Source organism: Paraburkholderia sp., assembly GCF_036488505.1.
Taxonomy (GTDB): Bacteria; Pseudomonadota; Gammaproteobacteria; order Burkholderiales; family Burkholderiaceae; genus Paraburkholderia.
The window spans coordinates 1-17,041 of sequence record NZ_DASXHN010000011.1; the positions used below are offsets into that span (position 1 = coordinate 1).

Sequence of the window (17,041 nt, forward strand, 5' to 3'; positions counted from 1 at the left end):
CCGATCTGCTCGATGAGGGGTACGACGTTTCGCTTCAGTTGAGTATGACGCACCTGCCCGATTCAGGCCTCGTCTCGCATCGGCTTGGCGATGTCCACAGCGTGCTATGTGCCGCACCCGCTTATCTGAAGGAACACGGTATGCCGCTTACGGTAGAAGAGCTCAACGGGCATGCTTGCCTGCAAATCGTCTCGTCGGTTTTTCCGCGCGACCGCTGGCATCTGGATGGCCCCAACGGGCTGGAAACGTTCGAACTACCACCGGCGGATTTCAGGGTGAATGTGATCGAGGCACTGAGCGTTGCATTGCGAGACGGCATTGGAATCGGGGCGCTTCCCATCGCGAGCGCGTTGCCGGCGCTGCGCAGCGGCGCGCTGATTCGCGTGCTGCCCGAATATCGGTTGCAGAAGCTAACCGCCTACGTGCTGTACGCGTCGAGGCAGTACCTCGACGCGAAGATTAGAACCTTCGTCGAGTTCCTCCGGGAATTCGTTTCGCGGGCTCTAGAGGCCGACTTGTCGGCGCTATCTGCGCGGGTCCATCCGTGAGATCCGGTAAACGCAAAAACCGTCGACGTCCGCGGAGCGCAAGGGATCCGCAGACAACAAAAAACCCCGTAAGACTTTGATCTTACGGGGTTTCTCGGACTTCTTCGGCTTGCGCCGGAACAGCTGTTGGTGCCCAGGAGAGGACTCGAACCTCCACGGTGTTGCCACCGCTAGGACCTGAACCTAGTGCGTCTACCAATTCCGCCACCTGGGCACGTCTTCAAGCTAGACCGCTATTTTAGCGAGGGCATTAAGTTTGTCAACCTTGCCCCAAACGCAGTGCTTTGTCACCCGCCCGGTCCAATCATGCAGCGCAGTGATCCGACGGCTGCGAAACTACCGTCCTGGTCACCGCAATCCACTCGCAACGAATCTTTTGGACCATCGGGTCTTACACAAAAAAATAGAGCCGCCCGAAGGCGGCTCTATTCCGAATCTGGTGCCCAAGAGAGGACTCGAACCTCCACAGTGTTGCCACCGCTAGGACCTGAACCTAGTGCGTCTACCAATTTCGCCACCTGGGCAGGTGATGAACAGCAAAGACCGCTATTATAGCGACAGATTCAGGCGTGTCAAGCGTTTGGGCGGAGCCGGTCAACGCGCGCCGCAGGTCCTGGCAATGCGCCTGTGAACCGCCTCTGACGGGCCGCTTGGCGCGCGAGACGGGTGTTAGAATGCCTCGCAGTAGTTCGTTGGCAAGGTGCGCGTACGGTGTCCGCGCATACACTCCAGGAGAGTCGGCCTTGCCGGCAGACGGCTGGTCCTGGCCGGATCGATCGGCCTCGAACAAGCCGGCCCCGGCAGCGCTGGCCCCGGCAGCGCTGGCCCCCAGCCGCAGCCGCAGTCAGGCAGGCGGCCCATCACCGAAGAACGCAGGCCCCTGAGCAGGTGCAACGCACGTATAACGCAGTTGTTACTGAGCGCATCACGCAAACGCCTTCCTGGCCGGACCACATTGCCGACCGACGTCCATGCAACGAGAAAAAACCATCGACAAGCCCTTGAGCAAATTTCCGTATCCGATTCCAAGCCGCGAAGAAATCCTCGGCGTATTGCGCACGAGTGAAACGCCGCTTGCCGCGAACGACATCGCCGAAGCGCTGTCGATCAAGCGCCAGGAGCGCGAAGGATTTTTCAAGCGTCTCGGCGCAATGGAGCGCGACGGCCAGATCCGGCTCGATCAGCGCAATCTCTATCAGCTAACCCATCCATCGAACTTCGTCGCGGGCCGCGTGCAGGGGCATCGCGACGGCTTCGGCTTCCTGATTCGCGACGACGGCCAGGACGACCTGTTCCTGCCCAACGGCGAGATGCAGAAGGTCATGCACAACGATCGCGTGCTTGCGCGCATCGTCGGCTATGACCGGCGCGGGCGCCCGGAAGGGCACATCGTCGAGGTCACGGACCGCGCGAACAAGCGCGTGATCGGCCGCTTGCTGAGCGAGAACGGCGCGCTGATCGTCGCCCCCGAAGACAAGCGCATCGGCCACGACATCCTGATCACCCAAAACACGAGGAAGGCGAAGGTCGGCCAGGTCGTAGTGGTCGAGCTGACCGATTTCCCGAGCCGTCATTCGCAGCCCTTGGGCCGGGTGGTCGAAGTGCTCGGCGATATCGACGACCCCGGCATGGAAATCGAAATCGCGGTGCGCAAGTACGGCGTGCCGCACGAGTTCAGCGGGGCCGCGCTCGATGAAGCCGCGCGCCTGCCCGACGAAGTGCGCCCGGCCGATATTCGCCATCGCATCGACCTGCGCGACGTGCCGCTGGTCACGATCGACGGCGAGGACGCGCGCGACTTCGACGACGCCGTCTATTGCGAGCCGGTGAAGGCTGGCCGCGGCGACGGCTTCCGCCTGATCGTCGCGATCGCCGACGTGTCGCATTACGTGCTGCCGAAAAGTGGGCTCGACACCGACGCGATCGAGCGCAGCACGTCGGTGTATTTCCCGCGCCGGGTGATTCCGATGCTGCCGGAGAAGCTGTCGAACGGGCTGTGTTCGCTCAATCCCGACGTCGACCGCTGTGTGCTCGTGTGCGACATGATCGTCACCGCGCGCGGCGACGTGAAGGCGTATCAGTTCTATCCGGGCGTCATGCATTCGGCCGCGCGGCTGACCTATACCGAAGTCGCCGCGGTGCTGACCAACACCAAGGGTCCCGAGGCGATCCGCCGCGCCGCGTTGCTGCCGCAACTGCAAAATCTGTACGGCGTCTACAAGGCGCTGTTCGCCGCCCGCCAGAAGCGTGGCGCGATCGACTTCGATACCACCGAGACATACATCGTCTGCAACGCGCAGGGCAAGATCGAGCAGATCGTGCCGCGCACCCGCAACGACGCGCACAAGCTGATCGAGGAATGCATGCTGGCCGCGAACGTTTGCGCGGCCGATTTCCTCAAGCGCAACAAACACCCTGGCCTGTTCCGCGTGCACGCGGGTCCGAGCGCCGAAAAGCTCGAGAATCTGCGCACTTTCCTGCGCGGCATGGGCCTGACGCTCGGCGGCGGCGACACCCCGCATGCGAGCGACTACGCGGCGCTGATGGCGCAGATCCGCGACCGGCCCGACGCGCCGATGCTGCAGACGATGCTGCTGCGCTCGATGCAGCAGGCGGTCTACAGTCCGGACAACATCGGTCACTTCGGTCTTGCATACGAGGCATATGCGCACTTCACGAGCCCGATTCGCCGCTATCCCGATCTGCTCACGCATCGCGCGATCTACGCGATCCTGCAGGGGCGCAAGTATCAGCCGGAGCCGCCGCACGGCGTCGAGCTGAATACCGCGCTGTCGCCGCGCGCCCGCGCGATGCAGCAGGCCGACGACGAAAAGCGCGGCCGCTCGCGCGCGAACGGCGGCGCGAACCACGTCGCGATCTGGGAAGAACTCGGGCTGCACTGCTCGGCCAACGAGCGTCGCGCGGACGAAGCGTCGCGCGACGTCGAAGCGTGGCTCAAGTGCTACTTCATGCGGGACAAGCTCGGCGAAGAGTATGGCGGCATGATCAACGGCGTGACGTCGTTCGGCATTTTCGTGCAGCTCGATTCGCTGTTTATCGAGGGTCTCGTGCACGTCACCGAACTGGGCTCGGACTACTTCCAGTACGACGAAATCAAGAACGAGTTGCGCGGCGAGCGCACCGGCATTCGCTATCGTCTGTCGGATCGGGTGCGCGTGCAGGTGAGCCGCGTCGATCTCGACGCCCGCAAGATCGACTTCCGGCTCGTGCGTGATACGCCGATCAAGCCACCCGTGGCACGCAGCATCGCGGCGGACAAAGGCGACGGCGGCGGCCCGCGCGTGCGCGCGCTGGCAGCACCGGAAAGCGGCGCGACGCCGGGGCCGCGGCGCAAGAAGGCAGCGCCCGCGCAGAGCGCGGCGATCAAGGACGCGCAAGCGGCGCGCGGCGTGGCCCGCAAGCACGGCGTCGCGACGAAGGCCCCGTCGAAGCAGGCACGCAAGAAGCGCTGAAGCCGTCGCAGTGTCAGAACCGCGCGCAGCGGTCACGTGAAGACGTGGCCGCTGCGCGCGGTCTGCGTTTCAGCGTTCGGGTGTCGTAGCGCGCAGCGACGCGAACGCGCGTACAGCTAGCCAGTTTCCTGTTCATCACAGCGGCGCGCGTCGTGCGCGCCCAATCAAAGGTTGTTTAGTCATGGCACGTCTGAAGGTCTTATACGGTTTCCACGCAGTGACCGCGCGTATCCGGCACGATGCGTCGACGGTCGAGGATGTCTATTACGACGCGACACGTAAGGACCGGCGCATGACCGAGTTCCTGAACGCCGCGAAAGAGGCCGGTGTGCGTCTGATCGCCGCCGACGAAACGCGTCTATGGGGCCTCGCGCGCACCGAGCGCCATCAGGGTGTGGTCGCGCGCGCAGGCGATCTGCCGCTCGCGCAGAACCTGGCCGAACTGCTCGACGGCATCACCGGTTCGCCACTGATCCTCGTGCTCGACGGCGTGACCGACCCGCACAATCTCGGCGCCTGCCTACGGGTGGCCGACGCGGCCGGCGCCCATGCGGTGATCGCGCCGCGCGATCGCGCGGTCGGCCTGAACGCGACCGCTGCGAAAGTCGCCAGTGGCGCGGCCGATACCGTGCCGTACATCACCGTGACGAACCTGGCGCGCGCGCTGCGTGAGTTGAAGGACGCGGGCGTGTGGGTGGTCGGCACGGCTGGCGACGCGACGAAGAGTCTTTACGAAGCCGAACTCGACGGCCCGGTGGCGATCGTGATGGGCGCGGAAGGCGAAGGCATGCGGCGTCTTACGCACGATACCTGCGATGTGGTCATGCGCATTCCGATGGCGGGGACGGTGGAGAGTCTGAATGTTTCGGTAGCCAGCGGGGTGTGTCTGTTCGAGGCTGTGCGGCAGCGGGCGGTGAAGAAGTAACTGCAAGCCGACGGCAATCGCTGACTCCGGGAACACGCTGGTGTTTCCGGGCCGGTGGCTCACGGTGCGGTCTGACGAGTGAGCGCTGATTCGCCCAGGAGCCGCCTGAGCAAACCGCCACAGCGGTAGCGAATAGGCGAACGATGATTCTGCGTTTTCACTGCGCTCAATCGCATGCGCGCAAACAGCGCGTTCGATGCGCGGCATGCCGGCCAGCCAATCCAATCACCCGCGCGCGACTCCGCTAAACTAGCGGTTTTTCACGCTTCCCCGGCATTCCGATGACCCAAGACGAACTCAAGCATCTGGTCGGCCAGGCCGCTGCTGACTATGTGAACGCGAACGTGCCGCAAGGCTCGGTGATCGGCGTTGGCACCGGCTCCACCGCGAACTGCTTCATCGACGCGCTGGCGGTCACGAAGTCCCGTTATCGGGGCGCGGTGTCGAGTTCGCTTGCCAGCACCGCGCGATTGCAATCGCACGGCTTCAAGGTGCTCGACCTCAACGAGATCGATTCGCTGCCGGTGTACGTCGACGGCGCCGACGAAATCGACCGCAGCGGCGCGATGATCAAGGGCGGCGGCGGTGCGCTGACGCGCGAGAAGATCGTCGCATCGGTGTCCGATGTGTTCGTCTGTATCGCGGACGCGAGCAAGCTCGTCGACGTGCTCGGCAACTTCCCGCTGCCCATCGAGGTCGTGCCGATGGCACGCACCGCGATCGGCCGCCGCGTGACGGCGATCGGCGGCGTGCCGGTCGTGCGCGTGACGAAGGAAGGTCTGCCGTTCATCACCGACAACGGCAACGAGATCATCGACGTGAAGGGACTCAGCATCAGCGACCCGCGTGCGCTCGAGGCGCAGATCAACGCATGGCCGGGCGTGGTGACGGTGGGGCTGTTCGCGGGCCGTGGCGCGAACCTGTGCCTGCTTGGCGCGGACACCGGAGTGCAGACGATCACGTACGGCTAGACACCGGCGGCGGCGCTTCTGATCGCTGCCCGGTTTTACTGAATGCGTGAGCCGAGTTGTCAACGGACTCACGCACTCGCTGCTGATCCGCTTGAAAACATCTCCTTCCTCAACGCACGGCCTGTTCGATCGCCGGCGTCTTCCGCTGCAAATCCCGCGCTACTGAAAACGGCGAACGTGCATCGCTGAACGTATCGCTGAGCGCTCGCGTCGCAAGCCGCGCGCTTGCGCGCCGGACTGACGCGCCACCCGACAATCGACGCGCACCCTGACAATCGACGCGCATCTGGCGGAAAACCCCTGGGGTTGCGCGCAAGGAATCGGACGCCGATGCAAGTCACTGGATGCGCGCTCAGCCGAGCATCGTCGATCACCCGCACGCGCGCGCCGAGCGCTTCGGCATGCGTCCGGAACGGACGATCGGCAAGCAGCACTGCTCCGCTCTGTGAGATGCAATCACCGGCGACGTGCGACCGCGCAAATCCGTGCCGGACCGGCTGGCCTCTCTGATCGACGAACAGCACGCCAGGCATCACGGCGGCGCCTGTTATCCGCGTCGCGAAAGGCTCCGCATGCTAGCCCGGCGATACCCGTTGAGCCACTGTCCGGGCCGACACAATAAGCGTCGCACTCGAAGCAAATAAAAGACGAATGAATGCAGACCCGAACTGCACAGGAGCGGCGATAACCGCTGAATCATTCGACTACTGTCGCGCGTCGAATGTGGGCGTGCGCACGCACAGCAAGGAATGGGGCACATACACTCATTGTTGAGCCCACATGGCGTTTGCTGACGGATAGGGAAAGAGACATGAAAGTCGCGATCGTGCACGACTGGCTCGTGGCGCCGGGCGGCGCGGAGAAGGTGCTGGAGCAGATCATCGAGTGCTTTCCGGATGCCGACCTGTTTAGCATCGTCGACTTTCTCGAAGATCGCAAGCTGCTTGCGAACAAGCCGGTTACCACGTCGTTTATCCAGCGTCTGCCGTTTGCGCGCAGTCGCCATCGCGCGTATCTGCCGTTGATGCCGTTCGCCGTCGAGCAGTTCGATCTGTCCAGCTACGACCTGATCATCACGAGTTCGTCGTCGATCGCGAAGGGTGTGCGGGTCGGCCCGCAGCAAACGCACATCAGCTATGTGCATGCGCCGATGTGCTACGTCGGGGATTTGCAGCATCAGTATCTGCGCGGGGCGAATCTGCTGCGCGGGCCGAAGTCGTGGGCCGCGCGCGTGATGCTTCATTACCTGCGCGGCTGGGATGCCGACTCGACGACCGGTGTCGATCATCTGATCGCGAATTCGCAGTCCGTCGCGCGCCGTGTGATGAAAGCCTACCGGCGCGATGCCGCGGTGATTCCGCCCCCGCTCGACGTGCGCAAATTCGAACTGCGCGCGCACAAGGACGACTTCTATCTGAGCGCGTCGCGCATGGAGCCACACGAGCGCATCGATCTGATCGTCGACGCGTTCAATGCGACGCCGCAGCGCAAGTTGATCGTGATTGGCGATGGTCCGCAGATGGCATCGATCCGCGCGAAAGCCGCGGCGAACGTGACGATGCTCGGCGATCAGCCATTCGACGTGTTCATCGACTATCTGCAACGCGCGCGCGCCTTCGTGTTCGCCGCCGAGGAAGACTTCAGCATGGTGCCGCTCGAAGCGCAGGCCTGCGGAACACCGGTCATCGCGTTCGGCAGGGGTGGCGCGCTCGAAACGATTGTGCCGGTTGGCGAGCGGCAACCCACCGGTGTTTTCTTCGCGCGCCAGACGGCGATGGCGATACGCGACGCGATCGATCGCTTCGAGCGGTTGCATAAGTACATCACGCCCGCGGCCTGCCGTGCGAATGCAGAGCGCTTTTCGGCCGCGGTATTCCGGCACGCATTCATGGCCGAGGTCACCCGTGCTATTTCGGCGGTGGACCTGCCCGAGCGCATTGCGGCGATGGGGCGAGGTGACTACGAATCCGCGACCCAGCAACATGGGTGGGACGGCGACGCGGCGTCCAGACGCAGTTGAGCGCAGCGAGGCCGGCAGTACCGAGATTGCCGCCGACGTTTGCACTGACGTTCTATGCCGGCATTGATCGCTAAAAGAATAACGAAGGTTTCGTCGTAAAGCAGTGACTTTGCAGCGAGCAGTAGCTAGCCGCTCGGACGGTGTGTCCAGGCGGTTAGAGGTATGACAGCAGTTCATAAATCACTAACCAGGGTGCGCGCTGTACGCCATTGATGCGGTAATCACTGGCGCAGGCTTGCCTCGCGTGGCCATAACGACCTGAAGCAGACGTTCGCCGGCGCATGCCAGTCGCTGTTCCATTGCATCGCGTTCGATGCGCACAGCGACTGGCCGGCCAGGCGATTCACTACAACGGGTAGTCGTCGTACGTGCGTTATCTGCTGACATGCCGACACATGTCCATACGTGCACATGCGACTTTTGGACGAGGACGAATTTAATCTCATGAATGCCGATCGCTTTCCGGGATCCTTTCCCGACATCTCTGAAACGTGGGCCGCGCTGCAAAGCCAGTTGCCAATCACACCCATTCGCAGCGAGGACGATTACCAGCGGATGCTGCGGGTCGCTAACTCGTTATCCGAGCATCTGAGCGGCGACGACAGAAATCCGCTCGCCGATCTGCACGCAATCGTGACCGAGCTGATCGACCACTGGAAAGCGCACAACGTGACGATTCCAAAAGCGGAGCCGCGCGAGGTGCTGCGACACCTGTTGATCACGCATGGACTGAAGCAGAAGGATCTGGCCGGCATCGCATCGCCGACCGTGGTCAGCGATATCCTCGCGGGCCGACGCGCGATCAGCAAGAAGGTCGCCAAGGCTCTCGCCGTGCGTTTTCAGACGGACGTCAGCGCGTTCTTGTGAGGGCGGATGTAGCGCGCGCTCCGTGCCGCACGGCTTGTCGGCGTGCGGCATGGTTCGCTCACGCGTGCGCAGCAGGCGGGGCCGTGCTGATCGTCAGCATGCACGATCACAGTCACGATCGGCTCGCGGGCGCGACGTTCCCGCGCGTTGAGCGCGGCGAGCGAGGGACGAGAGAGAGACGAAGCCGCGGACGTAACCGCGGACGAAACCGCAGATGAAACCGCGAATGAAACCGCGAATGAAAACCCAGAAGAGACTGGTGTCGCGCCGGTAGGTTGCCGGTAGGTTGCAACGACGCGACCGACAGTCACCGAGACGCTATCGCGGTACCCGAGCTCGCATGCTCAGAATGCGTTGCGACCAACAAAGCCCTTGAAAACCGTAATGAACACGATCTTCAGATCGAACCAGAACGACCAGTTCTGGATGTAGAAGAGATCGAACTTCACGCGCGCTTCCATCTTTTCGACCTTGGTGGTCGCGCCGCGATAGCCGTTGACCTGGGCCCAGCCGGTGATGCCGGGCTTGATGCGGTACCGGTGCATATAGCCGTACACCTGGTCCTTGTAGAGATCGTCGTGTTCGACCGCATGCGGACGTGGACCGACCACCGACATCTGGCCGAGCAGCACGTTGAGAAACTGCGGCAACTCGTCGAGGCTCGTGCGGCGCATGAAGCCCCCGAGCTTCGTCACGCGCGAGTCGTTGCGTGTCGCTTGCGTGAGCTGACCGTGCGCTTCCTGATGCACGCTCATCGAGCGGAACTTGTAGATCGCGAACGGTCGTCCGTCGACACCCTTGCGGATCTGCCTGAAAAACACCGGTCCCGGCGACGTCAGCTTGATGCCGATCGCGAGCGCGAGGAAGACGGGCGACAGCGCAAGCAGTGCAAGCGCCGAGAACAGACGATCGAACAACAGCTTCGGCCACATCTGCGGCGGTGAGTAGGGCGTCGCGCTCAGATTCAGCGTCGGCAAACCGACCACATCGACGAGCGCGTGATTGAACAGCGACAGCCCACGCACATCGGGAACGAAGCGCAGGTTGACGAAGTCATGCCGGAACGTGTGCGTGAAACGATAGATCGTATGTTCCTGCGAAAGCGGCAGCGCGAGCCATACTTCGTTCACGCGCTCGTTGCGCACCTTGGCGGCAAACGCGTCCAGATCGGTCAGCACCGGCAGCCGGCTGAGCCGTGCGCCGGGTGGATTCACGCCCTCGATCTGGAGACCGGTGCTGTTCGCGCCGGTCATCTCGCCGGCATCGAAGAAGCAGACCGGTTTGAAGCCCGCCTGCGGCGCATGTTCGAGATGCGCGACCAGCATCCGCGCGAAGCCCGGTGCGCCGACGATCGCGACGGTGCGCGCGTTCATGCCGCGGCGGCGCACGCTGCGCAAAATCACGTGCATCACGCAGCGGGTCACGATGAGCAGCGCGCCGGTGAACAGCGTCGAGTAACCGAACCACAGCCGCGATACGGTATCCATCCGATGCAGCGTAAATGCGAGCACCAGCGCGATCGCGGCCACCGTCAGCCATGCGGCGGCGATTCTCGCGAGCACCGGCGCGAGCGCCTTGCCGCGCCACGTCTCATAGACGCCGAAGCCGGGAAACAGCAGCAGCACCAAAATGCAATTGAACGCAAGCAGCAGGCGCTCGATATCGGGTAACGCAAGCGGTGTCGAGAAGCGCATCCAATGAGCAAGCACGCCGCCCGCGATCACGAAGAGAACGTCGAGACACCGCGCGGTATTCCTGAACATATCTGAATCGATTCCGGTAGTCGAATGGCGCAATACTTGAGCGGCATGTGGGGGCCGCTCATTCGACCGCTTCGGCCTGACGCAGACGCGGCAGCAGCCGGTCGAATTCGCGCTTGACGAGCCCATAGCATTCGCACGCGCGGGCTTCGAGTCCCTTGCGGTCCAGCACCTTGATATGGCCGCGGCTGTGGTGGATCAGGCCTTCGTCATGCAGCTTGCCGGCCGCCTCGGTGATGCCCTCGCGGCGCACGCCAAGCATGTCGGCGATCAGTTGCTGCGTAACCGTCAGATCATTCGAGGCGACGCGATCGACTTCGATCAGCAGCCACCGGCACAGTTGTTTGTTCAGTGCGTGGTGGCGATTGCACGCGGCGGTCTGCGCGACCTGCGTGAGCAGTGCGTGCATATACAGTAGCATCAGGCGGCGCAGAAAATCGGAGCGGGCGAACTGTTGCTTGAGCGCTTGAGCGCTCATGCGGTACGCGAAGCCCGCGCATTGCACCTGCACGCGGTTCGGCATCGTCTCACCGCCCGTGAGCACCGGCACGCCGGTCATTCCTTCGCGGCCGACCGCGGCGATTTCGACCGAGCTGCCGTCTTCCATCGTCGAAAGCATCGAGATGATCGCGGTGGTTGGGAAGTACACGTGATGGATGCGTTGACCGGAGTCGCACAGCAACTGTTCGGTGCGCAGGTGAACCAGTTCGAGGTGGGGAGCTAGCGCTTGCCATTCGTGCGACGGCAATGCGCCCAGCAGATGGTTACCGTGCAGATCGGATTGAAGTGTCAACATGATCGGTCCTCGCATGAAAGCCGCGCTTCGCGCGTCTTTCTGTTTGTTTGATCCGATGCCTGCCTCTTCGATACACGCTGCCTGGCGAGCAGCGAGGATTGGCAGGATCGGCCCCGTAGTAACTTCAGCGCCGCCGCCCTTCTTGTGGCTCCCGTTGCGGTGGCGCGTTGTTGCACTCACCTATTAGCGAGGACCGTGCCAACATGAGCAAGAAGGCGTGCTGGTGCGGCGCAGCGAACATTGCGTTAGCGGGGCGCGAAGCGATCCACGTCTTTTTGTTTCAAATCTGCACACCCCGCAAGTTTCGGCAGTGCATCGCATGACAGCTTTGCATCCGGCGCAATCCCTTGATGTGACTGGCCTGAGGGGATGCTGCGGGGGGCTTGTCGAACTTGTCTCAGAACTGAACGCGCAGCCACATGCACGTGTTGATGCGCTCTTCGTGAAGTGTCGGAAATGATTCAGAAGTGTTAAAGGCGCAGCGTACGCTGTCGCACGGAGGTCCCTTCACCAGCGGAAAGAGTCGTGTGATAGCCAACAGTGAGTCGACAGAACAGACAGTCGGATTCGCGCGTCGCGAGCTTCTATGCGCTTCGCGGCGATGCGACTAGTACGTCGCGACACTCGCGGTTGCAGATGGCGGATAACGCATTGATCACACGCACGGCGTCGCGGGCGTCGAGCATGTTTCAACGGTGTTCACCGCTGCTCGATGCGTCCGCAACCATCGGCCGCGACGAAGCGGAGAACGTCGGCACGACTAGCGGCACGATGCACGGGGTGGGTGGTTCGTCGCGCGGATGAAACGTGCCAGCTGCATGGGGCGCGATAGCGGTCGCTAATGATATGAACGAAGTTCGCAAGTGCCTGGCTTCCACATACGATCTGCCCGCGTCCATCCCACTCGCGGCCTCGCGCAGTAGTGCGATCGTTACTTGCCAGGTGCGTCGACTGACGCGGTACGCGGGTGAAGCAGAAGAACTCGCGACCCATGTGGCCGTGCTGTAGCGCGCGATGTCGTGACGTGCAACGGTCATCGCGCGGCGGGGACGCTGCGTTGATGCAGCCTGGACACAGCTTTGGACATAGCCGTCGCGGAGCGCGTCGGAACGCTCACCGCCAAACGTTTGCGCGCTCCTTGATGAGACGATATGGAGATCATTCGGCTTCGTCCGTGATTCCGGCCAGAGTTGGCTGCGACGTTTCGTGCAGACCGTTGAGCGCGCTGTCCGACCGTTCTGTCGGGGCGAGCACGCGTGGCCCGTGCGGCGTGATTGCTGCACCGACGCTGACAGATGCCCGCCGCGGTAGTCACGAGTGACAGTCCCGTTAGTCGGAAATCGCCACGCGGCCTCCGACCGCGCATCACTGAGCTGTCGCACGTCGGTGCATCGACTCGTTCTCGCGCGACGAGCATGAGCAGTTGCGCGCAAGCATGCTTGCGCTTGCATCGAAGCGCGTCGGCCAACGTTCGCGGCCTGCCGGCCGGCTCCTCTGTGGCCGGCAGCGCCGGTGGTGCAGCCAAATGGCGCGAAGCGGCGCGCGGGCAACGGCTCCCGCTGCGCTCGACCGCCGCGCTGAACGCGGCCTCGTTCGGTAGTGGAAATGCGCCAATGCGAAGTCCTGCCAGGTCAGCACACATCGGGCAGGCAGTGCGAGAAAAACATCGGACCTGAACAGCACCGTCACGCGGACACACCGCATGTGTATGCCTGCGTCGCGCGCGAGTTCGAATGTATCGGCGCACTCGCGCTTCGTTGCGCCCGAGCGTGACGTGATCGCGGTGGTCCAGCAGCGCGCACCTGAGCGCGGACAGGAAACGTAACGTCGACGAAACAACGTCGTGCTCGTGATCGGACCGGCTGTTCAAATGAATGGTGTGGAAGGCATGCGGTGGGGTCGACAGTACGTCGAGCAGACGTCGGGCGGACCGGCTGGATCGACAGACGCTGGGCAGGCATAGGGCCGAACAGCGTGGCGCGCGCGCTGGCGAGCGCCCGTCAGCCGCCGATCAAGCACTCGTGCAATCACGTAGCGGCGGCCGCAATCCTCGGCGGAATCTCGACGCATTGCGTGAAGCGCCATCGCAGATGCGTCGACAGCCACGCGAAGTTTGCGCCGAGCTGCCGCATCACAACGAAAGAGCGCAAGTGAAGGTACGCTTGCTCGCGCTCGAACAGCCTGTCGAGATGCGCGGAAAGCGCGGCCCGCAACGACGCGCGTCCCCGCGAGGTACAGCAACGCATGGATGGCGCCCCGCTGTCGCGGGCGCACGATGAAGCCGTGCGGCGACGACCGGTATTCAAGAATCGTCAACGTCCAGCATGAGTGTGATGGCGCACGGAAACACGCGCTTCGCGCACGTACCGTACCGCATTGACCAGGGACCGTCGTTTGCCGCCGCGCGATTCGATCGCTGCCGGCATGACCGGTGCCTACAGATCTATTGAGCGCGGGGGGCGTGATGATGAACTGGAAAACACTCGAATTCGATCAGCTTTCTGCACGCGAGTTGTACGTGATACTGCGCGCGCGCAGCGCGGTGTTCGTCGTCGAACAGGCGCATGTATGCCTCGACGCGGATGGTCGCGACGAGCACGCGCTGCATGTATTCGCAGCCGAAGACATGGCGCGGCCGATGCCGATCGTCGCGTATGCGCGTGTGCAGCCCGGCGACGCGGAAGACCCCGAGATCACGATCGACAAGGTACTGACGAGCCCGCTGCGGCGCGGTGACGGTACCGCGGAGCAATTGATCGAGCGCGTGCTCGACGCGCTCGCCGAACGCTGGCCGGGGCGCGCGGCGCGTGTGTGTGCGCCGGTCGGCCTGCGCGGCTTCTACGAACAGTTCGGCTTTCGCAAGACGGAAGGGCCGTACCTCGAACGCGGCGTGCCGTTCATCGGACTCACGCGCCAGGGACACGGCGGCCAGCCGCGTTTCGGGCCGCGGCGCCGCGCGCGCGACGAGGCACGGTACGTCGACACGTTCGAGCTGCTTTGAGCGCCCACGTGCCGGTGACGCGGGCGGGCGCGCGGGCACGGTCGGCGATATGGTATCGACGGACGGGCGCGGCGATCTTGGCGCTCGCGCTGGCTGTTTTTTCTCACGGCACAACGGCGGCACGCCGAGGACTTCGTCAACCGCGCGTCTGACCAGCCGCGATCGGTGACGCGGTCCGCCGGCATCGGCGTTTCGGTGCTGCCCGAACCGGCGACCGGCGTTCTCGCGGTTTTGCGAAGCGCGCACGCTCGCCTCACGCCGACTCATCGCGGTTCGTTGTCCCGCCGCATCGGTCGCTTCCGCCGCACACGAAGGTTCCAGATGGCGCTCGCACCGCGCACGATCGCGACTCATCGTTGGAGCTACATGCATCTATCGCTTGCCATTCACTACTCGCTACCTAGGCGTCGCGCGAGTGCTTCCGCGCAAATCAGACAATTCGACTTCCTACGTGCGTATTCGCACGATGCAAACGTCGCGGTGCAGGCACGCTTGTTGAGCAGGCTTGGAGCCCTTCAAGCCGTAGCGCAGCGCGTTGCATGAACGAAACAATTGGTCAGAGGGATAACCCTGTCAGGAAGTGTCCCAACTGGCGGAACGGTTTTGAAGCAAGCAACGTATTGGAATAAACGATATGCATACATGCGTACGGGCCCTTCATTCAACAGGCTACGCGGGGTTAACACCGCATCGGGGAGATGTCATGGAACAGGCAAACAAAGATCGCTCGCTGGTGAGCAAAGTGATGGACGGGCTCGTCACCGGCATCGTCGAGGAAAAGTACGGTGCGATCCTGCCGCCGCAGGACGTGCTGTCCAAGGAGTTCGACGTGAGCCGCACGGTGATGCGCGAGGCGCTGTCGATGCTGCTCGCACGCGACATGCTCGACGTGCGTCCGAAGATCGGCACGCGCATCCGGCCGATGAACGATTGGCGCATGATCGACGAAGACGTCGTGAACTGGCGTTTTCGCGCGAAGCCTGATCCGATGTTTTTGCGCGACGTGATCGAGTTTCGCATTCTGATCGAACCCCGCGCGTCAGCGCAGGCGGCCGCGCGCGGCAATGCCGCCGACGTCGCGGCGATTCGCGAAGCGTTCGAGGCGTTTCGCGTGATTCGTCCGTCCGAGCCAGGTTATCAGGAAGCCGACGAACTGTTCCATACACGAATCGTGATCGCGAGCGGCAACCAGTTTTTCAAGCAGATGGCGGCGATCATTCGCGGCGCGCTGTCGACGGTCAATCCGATCATGCAAGACAAGGCCGGCCTGTGGGAGAGCGCGGTCAGTTCGCATCAGCGCGTGGTCGAGGCGATCGAACGGCGTGATCCGAAGGAGGCGGAGATCGCCTCGCTCGCGTTGATCGACGATACCGCTGAGGAACTCGGCGGCAGGTTTTCGACCGAGCCGCCCACGCGCGCGTGAAGGTCGGCAAGCGCATGCAGGCGCGTTCGCGCGCCGGTGAGGGCGTCGCCCGTCGTGCTGCTTGCGCGTGTCTGAAGGGCGCATGCATCGGATCATGTCGCGAGGTTCCGCGCCGCCGCGCTTGCGTGTTCAGCGACGGCGCGATGCGCGACAATAGCGGCTCTTCCGAACCGCATGGACCTTCGACGACACGATGACAGATCCCACCCCAGCGACGCACGAAGCAACGCACGAAGCAACGCCTGGAACGACGCCCGAAGTATCCCAACAACACGCAACGCCCTGCACGATCCGCTGGGGGATCGTCGGCACCGGCAGGATCGCGCGCCGCTTCGCGCAGGGGCTCGCGTATGTGCCGCAGGCGCGGCTCGATGCGCTGTGGTCGCGTCGCGCGCAACCGGCCCAGGCCTTCGCGGATGAATTCGGCGGCAGCGTGTGCGCGAGCTTCGATGCGCTGCTCGCGAGCGGCATCGACGCGCTGTATATCGCCACCGTTCAGGATAGCCACGCCGACTACGCGATCGCCGCGTTGCAAGCGGGCGTCCACGTGCTCTGCGAAAAACCCGCCACGATCAATCTGCCGCAGCTCGAGCGTGTGCTCGCCGCCGCGCGCGAGTCGCAGCGGCTCTTCATGGAAGCGATGAAGCCGCCGTTCTATCCGCTCTACCGAAAGTTGCGCGAGCATCTGGCGGCCGAGCCGATCGGCGAAGTCGGCTTCGTGCGCGCGGGTTGCTCGGTGTCGGGCGTGCCGGCCGATCATCCGTCGCTGTCGTTCGAGCATGCGGGCGGCGCGCTGCTCGATATCGGCATCTATGAAATGTTTCTCGCGGTGGACTGGCTCGGCGCGCCGCGCGACGTGCAGACGTTCGGCCGGCTCGGCGCGACCGGCGTCGATACGTTCGCGAGTCTGAATAGCCAGCACGAGCGGGGTATCGCGCAGATCTTCTGTGGACTCGATCTGCACGGCAAGGGCGATGCGCTGTTGATGGCCGACGGCGGGCACGTGACGCTGCACGAACCGTGGTGGAATCCGTCGCGTGCGACGATCCGCTACGCGGACGGCCGTGTCGTCGAACTCGACGAGCCGTTCGAAGGCGGTGGACTGAACTATGAGACCGCGCACTTCTGCGAGCTGATCCGCGCGGGGCGGCTAGAGAGCCCGTTGATGCCGCACGAGACGTCGCGACAGATGATCGCGATGGCCGATGCGGCGCGCGCGGCGCTCGGTCTCAAATTCTCCGGCGAATGAATCGGTGA

General features: G+C 63.5%; 12 protein-coding genes and 2 tRNA genes. 9 read left to right on the top strand and 5 right to left on the bottom strand.

Annotated elements, in window-relative coordinates; all coding sequences use genetic code 11:
• On the top strand, positions 1-548 hold a 548-nt coding region (locus VGH68_RS00695), incomplete at its 5' end, for a substrate binding domain-containing protein (protein WP_331601586.1).
• A gap of 127 nt (positions 549-675) precedes the next feature.
• Here the strand turns inward: VGH68_RS00695 and VGH68_RS00700 are convergent.
• Both VGH68_RS00700 and VGH68_RS00705 read right to left on the bottom strand, forming a co-directional pair.
• Positions 676-762: transfer RNA gene (locus tag VGH68_RS00700), tRNA-Leu, on the bottom strand.
• Between the two features lie 223 nt (positions 763-985).
• Positions 986-1,072, bottom strand: a tRNA-Leu gene (locus VGH68_RS00705).
• A 447-nt stretch (positions 1,073-1,519) separates the two neighbouring features.
• On the opposite strand from VGH68_RS00705, the gene rnr reads away from it, so the two are divergent.
• The 5 genes from rnr (at position 1,520) to VGH68_RS00730 (ending at position 8,804) form a co-directional block, all read left to right on the top strand.
• Complete coding sequence (gene rnr, locus VGH68_RS00710) at positions 1,520-4,021, top strand: ribonuclease R (protein ID WP_331601587.1); 2,502 nt, start codon at positions 1,520-1,522, stop codon at positions 4,019-4,021.
• 181 nt (positions 4,022-4,202) lie between these two features.
• Complete coding sequence (gene rlmB / locus VGH68_RS00715) at positions 4,203-4,946, top strand: 23S rRNA (guanosine(2251)-2'-O)-methyltransferase RlmB (protein WP_331601588.1); 744 nt, start codon at positions 4,203-4,205, stop codon at positions 4,944-4,946.
• A 281-nt stretch (positions 4,947-5,227) separates the two neighbouring features.
• Positions 5,228-5,917 (top strand): ribose-5-phosphate isomerase RpiA, encoded by a 690-nt coding sequence (gene rpiA, locus VGH68_RS00720; RefSeq protein WP_331601589.1) that lies wholly within the window; start codon positions 5,228-5,230, stop codon positions 5,915-5,917.
• Positions 5,918-6,728: 811 nt separating this feature from the next.
• Positions 6,729-7,937: a glycosyltransferase gene (locus tag VGH68_RS00725; protein WP_331601590.1), complete on the top strand. Its 1,209-nt coding sequence runs from the start codon at positions 6,729-6,731 to the stop codon at positions 7,935-7,937.
• Between the two features lie 444 nt (positions 7,938-8,381).
• Complete coding sequence (locus tag VGH68_RS00730) at positions 8,382-8,804, top strand: transcriptional regulator (protein ID WP_331601591.1); 423 nt, start codon at positions 8,382-8,384, stop codon at positions 8,802-8,804.
• Between the two features lie 344 nt (positions 8,805-9,148).
• Here the strand turns inward: VGH68_RS00730 and VGH68_RS00735 are convergent, their stop codons facing one another.
• From VGH68_RS00735 to VGH68_RS00745, 3 genes are all read right to left on the bottom strand, one after another.
• Complete coding sequence (locus VGH68_RS00735; protein WP_331601592.1) at positions 9,149-10,567, bottom strand: undecaprenyl-phosphate glucose phosphotransferase; 1,419 nt, start codon at positions 10,565-10,567, stop codon at positions 9,149-9,151.
• Positions 10,568-10,625: 58 nt separating this feature from the next.
• Positions 10,626-11,360: a Crp/Fnr family transcriptional regulator gene (locus VGH68_RS00740; RefSeq protein ID WP_007182187.1), complete on the bottom strand. Its 735-nt coding sequence runs from the start codon at positions 11,358-11,360 to the stop codon at positions 10,626-10,628.
• A gap of 2,027 nt (positions 11,361-13,387) precedes the next feature.
• Positions 13,388-13,606 carry a DUF1839 family protein gene (locus tag VGH68_RS00745; RefSeq protein WP_331601593.1) on the bottom strand — a complete coding sequence of 73 codons (219 nt, stop codon included), beginning with the start codon at positions 13,604-13,606 and terminating at the stop codon, positions 13,388-13,390.
• Positions 13,607-13,827: 221 nt separating this feature from the next.
• Here VGH68_RS00745 and VGH68_RS00750 point away from each other — a divergent pair, with 221 nt between their 5' ends.
• The 3 genes from VGH68_RS00750 (at position 13,828) to VGH68_RS00760 (ending at position 17,033) form a co-directional block, all read left to right on the top strand.
• Positions 13,828-14,361, top strand: a complete 534-nt coding sequence (locus VGH68_RS00750) for a GNAT family N-acetyltransferase (protein ID WP_331601608.1) — start codon at positions 13,828-13,830, stop codon at positions 14,359-14,361.
• Positions 14,362-15,064: 703 nt separating this feature from the next.
• Positions 15,065-15,784 carry a FadR/GntR family transcriptional regulator gene (locus tag VGH68_RS00755; protein WP_331601594.1) on the top strand — a complete coding sequence of 240 codons (720 nt, stop codon included), beginning with the start codon at positions 15,065-15,067 and terminating at the stop codon, positions 15,782-15,784.
• Between the two features lie 193 nt (positions 15,785-15,977).
• The gene (locus VGH68_RS00760) at positions 15,978-17,033 is read left to right on the top strand and encodes a Gfo/Idh/MocA family oxidoreductase (RefSeq protein WP_331601595.1); all 1,056 of its coding nucleotides are present in this window, start codon (positions 15,978-15,980) and stop codon (positions 17,031-17,033) included.
• The last annotated feature ends 8 nt before the right edge of the window (positions 17,034-17,041 follow it).

Bases quoted from the DNA above. Each gene is read 5' to 3' on its own strand.
- rnr (WP_331601587.1), top strand. From the start codon at position 1,520: ATGCAACGAGAAAAAACCATCGACAAGCCCTTGAGCAAATTTCCGTAT.
- rlmB (WP_331601588.1), top strand. From the start codon at position 4,203: ATGGCACGTCTGAAGGTCTTATACGGTTTCCACGCAGTGACCGCGCGT.
- rpiA (WP_331601589.1), top strand. From the start codon at position 5,228: ATGACCCAAGACGAACTCAAGCATCTGGTCGGCCAGGCCGCTGCTGAC.
- VGH68_RS00725 (WP_331601590.1), top strand. From the start codon at position 6,729: ATGAAAGTCGCGATCGTGCACGACTGGCTCGTGGCGCCGGGCGGCGCG.
- VGH68_RS00730 (WP_331601591.1), top strand. From the start codon at position 8,382: ATGAATGCCGATCGCTTTCCGGGATCCTTTCCCGACATCTCTGAAACG.
- VGH68_RS00735 (WP_331601592.1), bottom strand. From the start codon at position 10,567: ATGTTCAGGAATACCGCGCGGTGTCTCGACGTTCTCTTCGTGATCGCG.
- VGH68_RS00740 (WP_007182187.1), bottom strand. From the start codon at position 11,360: ATGTTGACACTTCAATCCGATCTGCACGGTAACCATCTGCTGGGCGCA.
- VGH68_RS00745 (WP_331601593.1), bottom strand. From the start codon at position 13,606: ATGCGTTGCTGTACCTCGCGGGGACGCGCGTCGTTGCGGGCCGCGCTT.
- VGH68_RS00750 (WP_331601608.1), top strand. From the start codon at position 13,828: ATGAACTGGAAAACACTCGAATTCGATCAGCTTTCTGCACGCGAGTTG.
- VGH68_RS00755 (WP_331601594.1), top strand. From the start codon at position 15,065: ATGGAACAGGCAAACAAAGATCGCTCGCTGGTGAGCAAAGTGATGGAC.
- VGH68_RS00760 (WP_331601595.1), top strand. From the start codon at position 15,978: ATGACAGATCCCACCCCAGCGACGCACGAAGCAACGCACGAAGCAACG.